Source organism: Mesorhizobium sp. M1A.F.Ca.IN.020.06.1.1, assembly GCF_004023265.1.
Classification (GTDB): Bacteria; Pseudomonadota; Alphaproteobacteria; order Rhizobiales; family Rhizobiaceae; genus Mesorhizobium.
Genome location: NZ_RZSR01000239.1, coordinates 1 through 7,053, shown reverse-complemented (window position 1 = coordinate 7,053; position 7,053 = coordinate 1). Strand labels below are relative to the sequence as shown.

Genomic DNA, 7,053 nt, shown 5'->3' with positions numbered 1-7,053 from the left:
GCAGGCTGCCGCCGAATTCGGCCTGCTCGTCGGCGAGGATCACCCGCACGCCGGTTTCGGCTGCGGCAAGCGCCGCAGTGATGCCGGCCGCACCGCCGCCCAGCACCAGCACGTCGCAATGCGCGTAGCGCGCCGCATAATGGTCGGGATCCGGCCGGTCGGGGGAAACGCCAAGGCCGGCCGTCGCGCGGATCTTCGGCTCATAGAAGTTCAACCAGGCCGACTTCGGCCACATGAAGGTCTTGTAGTAGAAGCCGGCCGAGAACATCGGCGAGGCAATGTCGTTGACCGCGCCGACGTCGAAGGCGAGCGAGGGCCAGCGGTTCTGCGAATGGGCGGTCAGCCCGTCATAGAGCTCCTGCACGGTCGCCCGCACATTCGGCGTCTTGCGCGCGTCGTCGCGCACGATCTGCACCAGCGCGTTGGGTTCTTCCGCGCCGGCCGAGAGGAAGCCGCGCGGCCGGTGGTACTTGAAGGAGCGGCCGACGAGATGCACGCCGTTGGCGAGCAGCGCCGAGGCCAGCGTGTCGCCCTCGATCCCGATATACTGCTTGCCGTCGAAGCTGAACGAGGCGGTCTTCGCCTGGCTGAGACGCCCGGCGCCGGAAATGCGGAAGGCGGCGTTCATTTCGAGGCTCCAGGCAGCTTCGCAGGCTTCGGCTCGCCGGCCTTGTAGGTCATGACGAACTTGTCGGTCACGGTGTCGCGCACGGCGTTGAAAAAGCGCGCGCAGCCATGGATGTGCCGCCAGCGCTCATAGATCACGCCCTTGGGGTTCGAGCGGATGAAGAAGAATTTCTCGAAATCGTCGTCGCTCTCGGCGGCAATGTTGGTCGGGCGCGCAATATGCGCCTCGCCGGCATTGCGGAACTCGAGTTCCGGGCGCTCTTCCTCGCAATAGGGGCAGCGGATGAGAAGCATCAATCGACTTTCTTGGATTTGGTCGACCCACCATGTGCATTGCCTTCAGGCCTGCCACGATCGGTCACAGCATTTTCTTTGGAAGTACGGTCTTCAATGAGCAATCCTATCGCCCGCAAATTCACTTTGGCTCGATCGACATCAGCCTGCGTTCGTGGCCCAGAGAAGGTTCTTGGGGAACCGATATTCAGAAACACGTTTTCGCGTATTTTCGGTATGGCAAATGCCCACACGCAGAAAAAGGTAGGTAGGCCGACAACCACAAACATAGCCAACATGACGGGATCGACCCCATTGGCCTCATACCCAACTATTCGAACCAAAATCTCCCTGACGGACAACAGTATAAACAGCACGGTGACGCCCACGAGGCCCAACCCGAAAAGCATGGTGTGAGTTTTGCGCGTCATCGCAGTTCTTTAGTGCGCCACCGCCGCCGCCGCCGCTTCGTCGATGAGACGACCGGTGCGGAAGCGCTCGAGCGTGAAGGGCGCGTTGATCGGGTGCGGGTCGTCCCTGGCGATGGTGTGGGCAAAGACGTTGCCCGAACCTGGCGTCGCCTTGAAGCCGCCCGTGCCCCAGCCGCAATTGACATAGAGGCCCTTGACCGGCGTCTTAGCCAGGATCGGCGAGCGGTCGGGGGTCACATCGACGATGCCGCCCCAGGAGCGCAGCATCTTCATGCGGGTGAAGATCGGGAACATTTCGCAGATGGCGTCGAGCGTGTGCTGCAGGATGTGCAGGCCGCCGGTTTGCGAATAGGAGATATACTGGTCGGTGCCGGCGCCGATGACCAGCTCGCCCTTGTCCGACTGCGAGATATAGGCGTGCACCGTGTTCGACATGATGACGCATGGCACCACCGGCTTGACCGGCTCCGAGACCAGCGCCTGCAACGGATAACTCTCCAACGGCATGCGCACGCCGGCCATATCCATGATGACCGACGAATGGCCGGCAGCGACGACGCCGACCTTCTTGGCGCCGATGAAGCCGCGCGTCGTCTCGACGCCGGTGACCGCGCCGTTGGCCGCGCGCTTGACGCCGGTGACCTCGCAGTTCTGGATGATGTGCACGCCGCGCGCCGAGGCGCCGCGCGCATAACCCCAGGCGACCGCATCGTGGCGCGCCGTGCCGCCGCGGCGCTGCAGCGCGGCACCCATGACCGGATAGCGCGCCTCCTTGGAAATGTTGAGCGGCGGACAGAACTCCTTCGCCTGTTCCGGCGTCAGCCACTCATTGTCGATGCCGTTGAGGCGGTTGGCATGGATGTGGCGCTTGAACACCTGGACGTCATGCACATTGTGCGCGAGCATCATGACGCCGCGCGCCGAATACATGACGTTGTAGTTGAGCTCCTGGCTCAGTCCGTCCCACAATTTCAGCGCATGGTCGTAGATGCCGGCGCTTTCGTCATAGAGATAGTTGGAGCGGATGATGGTGGTGTTGCGGCCGGTGTTGCCGCCCCCGAGCCAGCCCTTTTCCAGCACCGCGACATTGGTGATGCCGTGCTCGGTCGCCAGATAATAGGCGGTGGCCAGGCCGTGGCCGCCGGCGCCGACGATGATGACGTCATATTCCTTCTTCGGCTCGGGTGAGGTCCATTGCTCTTCCCAGCCCTTGTGGCCGCGCATCGCCTCGCGGGCAATGGCGAATACGGAGTATTTCTTCACGTTCAGCCTCGCGCCAAAAATCGCGGATCTCGGCCGGGCATTCCCCGGCGCGCGTGGTGTATCACTAGCGAAAGCGTGCAGTCACCCTTGCGCTGTTTGCGACGGCGCTTGCCGTTTTGCGCCGCGGCTGCGCGGCGCATGCCCGACAACTTGCATTCCGATCGGCAAGTCAGCTTTCGGGTGGCTGCCGAAATGCCGATTTGCGACCAAGCATCCCACCACCGGCTGGACCGGCATAGAGAAAGGATGAGAAATGTTCGCACTCACCGAAAAGGTCGCCATCGTCACCGGCGCCAGCTCCGGCATCGGCCGCGCTACGGCCAGTCTGTTCGCCGAGCAGGGCGCCAGTGTCGTCGTCGCGGCGCGCCGCCGGGCCGAGCTCGATGCACTCGTCGGCGAAATCGAGACGGCCGGTGGAACCGCAATTGGACTCGCCGGCGATGTCCGGGACGAAGCCTATGCCAGAGCTCTGGTCGAGCTTGCGGTCGAAAGGTTCGGCGGCCTCGACATTGCCTTCAACAATGCGGGCACCGTCGGCTTGATGGCGCCGGTACCGGAGATGGCGCCGGCGACTTGGCACGACACGATCGACACCAATTTGACCAGCGCCTTCCTCGCCGCCAGGCACCAGATCCCGGCGATGCTGGAGCGCGGGGGCGGCTCGCTGATCTTCACCTCGAGCTTCGTCGGCTATACCGCCGGCATGCCGGGCATGGCCGCCTATGCCGCCGCCAAGGCGGGGCTGATCGGGCTGACGCAGGTGCTGGCCGCCGAATACGGCCCGAAAGGGCTGCGCGTCAACGCGCTGCTGCCCGGCGGCACCGACACGCCCGCAGCGACGTTCAAGACGCCGGAGTCGCGGACATTCGTCGAAAACCTGCATGCCTTGAAGCGTGTGGCCCGGCCCGAGGAGATCGCCCGCTCAGCGCTCTACCTTGCCTCGGACGCCTCAAGCTTCACCACCGGCGCGGCGCTGTTTGCCGATGGTGGCGTCTCGATCAATCGGACGTGAATCATCTGACGGTCGGCAGCCATGCTCATCCGCTGAAATCGCGCGACGGGGCCTTGCATTCCGGTCCGTTTTGACGATTTGGTTTCCCGTCGAAAACGGATCGGAACGATGCTGCTGATCAGAACCTATGTAGCCCAGAGCGCCATCGAAGGCGTCGGCGTTTTCGCCGCCGAGCCGGTCAGGAAAGGTGCCTCCATCTGGCGGCTCGATCCCGATTTCGACCGGCTGATCCCCATGGAGAAATACGAGAAGGCGCCGCCGCATCTCAAGGAATTGCTCGACCGCTACGCCTATCCGAGCCCGGACAAGCCGGGTTTCATGGTATATGAGGTCGACAATGGCCGCTTCATGAACCATTCCGAGCGGCCGAACACGGATTTCTCCCAATATGGTGGCGCCACAGCGACCCGGGATATCGCGGCCGGCGAGGAAATCACTTGCGACTATGGCGAATTCTTTGAGGATTTCGCCCGTCTGCATCTGGCGACCGCCTAAGGCTCAGACCGGCAAGGCACGGCGCTCGGGCTTCCGATCGCGGTTTCCTGCAATCAACGGTGGACAGCACGGCCTGATTCTGCTATCAGCCGGCACAATTCGCGGTGCAGGTCACTGCGGAGGCATGCGGCTATGGGCTGCTTGCCTGAGATTTCAAACCCGAAGACAGGATTGCACGTGCAGGTACTCGTCCGCGACAACAACGTTGATCAGGCGCTTCGCGCGCTGAAGAAGAAGATGCAGCGCGAAGGTATTTTCCGCGAAATGAAGATGCGCGGTCACTACGAAAAGCCGTCCGAGAAGCGTGCCCGCGAGAAGGCGGAAGCCGTCCGCCGCGCCCGCAAGCTGGCCCGCAAGCGCGCCCAGCGCGAAGGCCTGCTGCCGATGACCCCGCGCCCGGCTCCGGCTGGTGCTGCCGGCGCATCGCGTTCGCCGCGCTGATACCGTCAATTTTTCGTCCTTTTCGAAGGATACCGAGGGTGGCGCGATGCGGAATCGCCGCCACCTTTTTGTTTATGCGTTCGAGCCGGTTCGGAGAGGGAACGGACCTGACGGCGCGGCGCCAGTGAGGACTGAGATGAACGCAATTACCGTGGAGCGCAGAACCGCTTTTCGCGGCTTCGCCCTGACGGCGGCCCTGCTTTCGGGCCTGACCCTTGCAGCATGCCAGACCGCCCCGACGGGGGAGTTCAACAATATCGACAAGGCGCAAGGCTCGACCGAGAACATCTCCTCGCTGTCGGCTGTCATCCAGCGCAATCCTCAGGATCCCGAGGGCTACAATGTGCGCGGCTCGGCCTATGGCCGCGGCGGCCAGTACCAGGCGGCGCTCAAGGATTTCGACACCGCCATCCAGCTCAATCCGAACTTCTATCAGGCCTATTCGAACCGGGCGCTCATCCAGCGTTTCCTCGGCAACCAGCAAGCAGCGCTTGCCGACTATAACCGCTCGATCCAGATCAACGCCAATTACGACGCCGCCTATATCGGCCGCGGCAATCTCTATCGCAAGGCCGGCCGCGTCAACGACGCGTTCAACGATTTCCAGAAGGCGATCCAACTCGACACGACCGACGCCCGCGCCTACCACAATCGCGGCCTGATCTATCAGAGCCAGGGCCAGCACAAGTTCGCCATCGAGGATTTCTCGACCGCCATCTCGCTGGCGCCGGACGCAGCCGAGCCCTACAACGGCCGCGGCCTGTCCTATCTCGCCATGAATGACGAGGACAACGCCTTCGCCGACTTCAACATGGCCATCAAGCTCGACGGCAAGAACGCCGAGGCCTGGGCCAACCAGGCGCTGATCTACGAGCGACGCGGCGACAAGGAAAGGGCGGCCAAGTCCTACCGCGAGGCTGTCCACCTCGACCCGAACTACCAACCCGCCAAGGACGGCCTGTCGCGCACCTCGGCCGGCGCCAGCTGATCGGAAGCTAAGGCCGCCCGGGGGTCCGGTCGCCCGCGATGGGTCTATTGCGGCGCTGACACGCCGATTTGGCCGTCAGCCGCCAACGGCGATGCTTTGGCTCGCCATGCTCGCGCCAAGTTTTGGGCGGAACGCTCCTCGCACCTCGACCGTTTAACCGGGGCCGTTTGTTGCGAAAGGACATTTCCGATGATCAAGACACTTGCCTGTGCCGCCGCCGCGCTTGCCGCCACGGTCCTCGCTTCTCCGGTCAGCGCCGGCACGATCCGGCTCGGCACGCTCGATTGCACCATCGACGGGGGCACCGGTTACGTCATCACCTCCAACAAGGGCGTGTCCTGCGTCTTCCGCCCCTATCATCACGGTCCGGCCGAGCTCTATACGGGCATGATCTCCAAGCTTGGCGTCGATATCGGCCGGACGCATCAAGGTCAGCTTGTCTGGGCGGTTCTCGCCGCCACCCGCCACCATGACGCGGGCGATCTCGCCGGCAGCTATTACGGCGTCAACGCGGAGGCGAGCGTCGTGACCGGCGGCGGCGCCAATCTTTTGGTCGGTGGTCTCGACGGCGCCTTCATGCTCGAGCCGCTGAGCGTCCAGGCACAGACCGGCGTCAACCTCGCTGTTGCCGTGGCTTCGCTGGACCTCGTCCACTCCTATAAGTGAAATTTCAAATCAGTTAGCACCGATACGGCCCGGGACGCTCGTTCCGGGCCGAATTTTTGGCGCGCTGCTCGCTGACATCGCCGAAAAAGCCTCTTGAGCTCAACTGCGCTTGAGGTTCTACAAGCCCTGCCGAACTGGATCTGGCGCTTCGTTCGCAATGCGGATGAGGTTGCGGAAAACAAGCGGGAGATCGACGTGACGGCAGCAGGCGGCGGCAAGGTGGCCGGCAACAAGGTGGACTGGCGAGCGCTGTGGGCAAGCGGCGACCTGGCGCGTTTCTGCTTCGTCAGTCTCGGCATCCTGCTGCATGCCACCAATGAGACTATGGTGGCGACGGTGATGCCGGCCATGGTCGGCGAGCTGGCCGGCGTGCAGCTCGTTGGCTGGTCGCTGGCGATCTATGAGCTCGGCGCCATCGTCGCTGGTGCCGCGGCCGGGCGGCTGGTGAGCTATGTCGCGCTGCGCTCCAACATGATGGTCGCCGCCCTGCTCTACGCGGCAGGCGCGCTGATCTGCGCGGCGGCACCCTCCATGCCGTTCTTCCTCGCCGGGCGGCTGGTCGAGGGACTTGGCGGCGGCGCGCTGGTGTCGCTCGCCTTCGTTTCGGTCGAGCGTCTCTTTCCGCGCAACATCTGGCCGCAGCTCTTCGGCATCATGTCGGCGATCTGGGGCGTCGCCGCCTTCAGCGGACCGATGCTCGGCGCTGTTATGACCGAGTTCCTGTCATGGCGCTGGGCCTTTGGCGTCTTCACTGTCGGCGGCGCGGCGATGGCGCTGGCGAGTTTTATCGTGCTGGACACGCCGGAGGCGACGAGGCCGCAGGCGGGCAGAGGCACGGCGCCGCCCTTTCCCTATCC

General features: G+C 63.8%; 10 protein-coding genes. 6 read left to right on the top strand and 4 right to left on the bottom strand.

What is annotated here, in order from left to right; translation table 11 throughout:
* The 4 genes from EOA60_RS13075 to EOA60_RS13060 form a co-directional block, all read right to left on the bottom strand.
* A partial coding sequence (locus EOA60_RS13075) for a 2Fe-2S iron-sulfur cluster-binding protein (protein WP_128311445.1) occupies positions 1 to 628 on the bottom strand: 628 nt, incomplete at its 3' end.
* Positions 625 to 921 (bottom strand): sarcosine oxidase subunit delta, encoded by a 297-nt coding sequence (locus tag EOA60_RS13070; RefSeq protein ID WP_067325793.1) that lies wholly within the window; start codon positions 919 to 921, stop codon positions 625 to 627. The genes EOA60_RS13075 and EOA60_RS13070, both read right to left, overlap by 4 nt.
* Positions 921 to 1,331, bottom strand: coding sequence for a hypothetical protein (locus EOA60_RS13065; RefSeq protein WP_127334889.1), 411 nt, complete (start codon positions 1,329 to 1,331; stop codon positions 921 to 923). Before EOA60_RS13065 ends, EOA60_RS13070 begins: the two co-directional genes overlap by 1 nt.
* A gap of 9 nt (positions 1,332 to 1,340) precedes the next feature.
* Positions 1,341 to 2,594: a sarcosine oxidase subunit beta gene (locus EOA60_RS13060; RefSeq protein WP_067002609.1), complete on the bottom strand. Its 1,254-nt coding sequence runs from the start codon at positions 2,592 to 2,594 to the stop codon at positions 1,341 to 1,343.
* Between the two features lie 253 nt (positions 2,595 to 2,847).
* Here EOA60_RS13060 and EOA60_RS13055 point away from each other — a divergent pair, with 253 nt between their 5' ends.
* The 6 genes from EOA60_RS13055 to EOA60_RS13030 form a co-directional block, all read left to right on the top strand.
* Positions 2,848 to 3,606 carry an SDR family oxidoreductase gene (locus EOA60_RS13055; protein ID WP_127334890.1) on the top strand — a complete coding sequence of 253 codons (759 nt, stop codon included), beginning with the start codon at positions 2,848 to 2,850 and terminating at the stop codon, positions 3,604 to 3,606.
* Positions 3,607 to 3,714: 108 nt separating this feature from the next.
* Complete coding sequence (locus tag EOA60_RS13050) at positions 3,715 to 4,101, top strand: SET domain-containing protein-lysine N-methyltransferase (protein WP_095781084.1); 387 nt, start codon at positions 3,715 to 3,717, stop codon at positions 4,099 to 4,101.
* 177 nt (positions 4,102 to 4,278) lie between these two features.
* The gene (gene rpsU / locus EOA60_RS13045; RefSeq protein WP_040969057.1) at positions 4,279 to 4,542 is read left to right on the top strand and encodes a 30S ribosomal protein S21; all 264 of its coding nucleotides are present in this window, start codon (positions 4,279 to 4,281) and stop codon (positions 4,540 to 4,542) included.
* 136 nt (positions 4,543 to 4,678) lie between these two features.
* Positions 4,679 to 5,530, top strand: a complete 852-nt coding sequence (locus EOA60_RS13040) for a tetratricopeptide repeat protein (protein ID WP_067002613.1) — start codon at positions 4,679 to 4,681, stop codon at positions 5,528 to 5,530.
* 189 nt (positions 5,531 to 5,719) lie between these two features.
* Complete coding sequence (locus EOA60_RS13035; RefSeq protein WP_095823451.1) at positions 5,720 to 6,196, top strand: DUF992 domain-containing protein; 477 nt, start codon at positions 5,720 to 5,722, stop codon at positions 6,194 to 6,196.
* 195 nt (positions 6,197 to 6,391) lie between these two features.
* Positions 6,392 to 7,053 (top strand): MFS transporter (locus tag EOA60_RS13030; protein ID WP_245502553.1); only part of this gene is annotated, 662 nt, incomplete at its 3' end.

Excerpts from the sequence above, each read along its gene's own strand:
- EOA60_RS13070 (WP_067325793.1), bottom strand. The coding sequence starts at position 921 with ATGCTTCTCATCCGCTGCCCCTATTGCGAGGAAGAGCGCCCGGAACTC.
- EOA60_RS13065 (WP_127334889.1), bottom strand. The coding sequence starts at position 1,331 with ATGACGCGCAAAACTCACACCATGCTTTTCGGGTTGGGCCTCGTGGGC.
- EOA60_RS13055 (WP_127334890.1), top strand. The coding sequence starts at position 2,848 with ATGTTCGCACTCACCGAAAAGGTCGCCATCGTCACCGGCGCCAGCTCC.
- EOA60_RS13050 (WP_095781084.1), top strand. The coding sequence starts at position 3,715 with ATGCTGCTGATCAGAACCTATGTAGCCCAGAGCGCCATCGAAGGCGTC.
- EOA60_RS13040 (WP_067002613.1), top strand. The coding sequence starts at position 4,679 with ATGAACGCAATTACCGTGGAGCGCAGAACCGCTTTTCGCGGCTTCGCC.
- EOA60_RS13035 (WP_095823451.1), top strand. The coding sequence starts at position 5,720 with ATGATCAAGACACTTGCCTGTGCCGCCGCCGCGCTTGCCGCCACGGTC.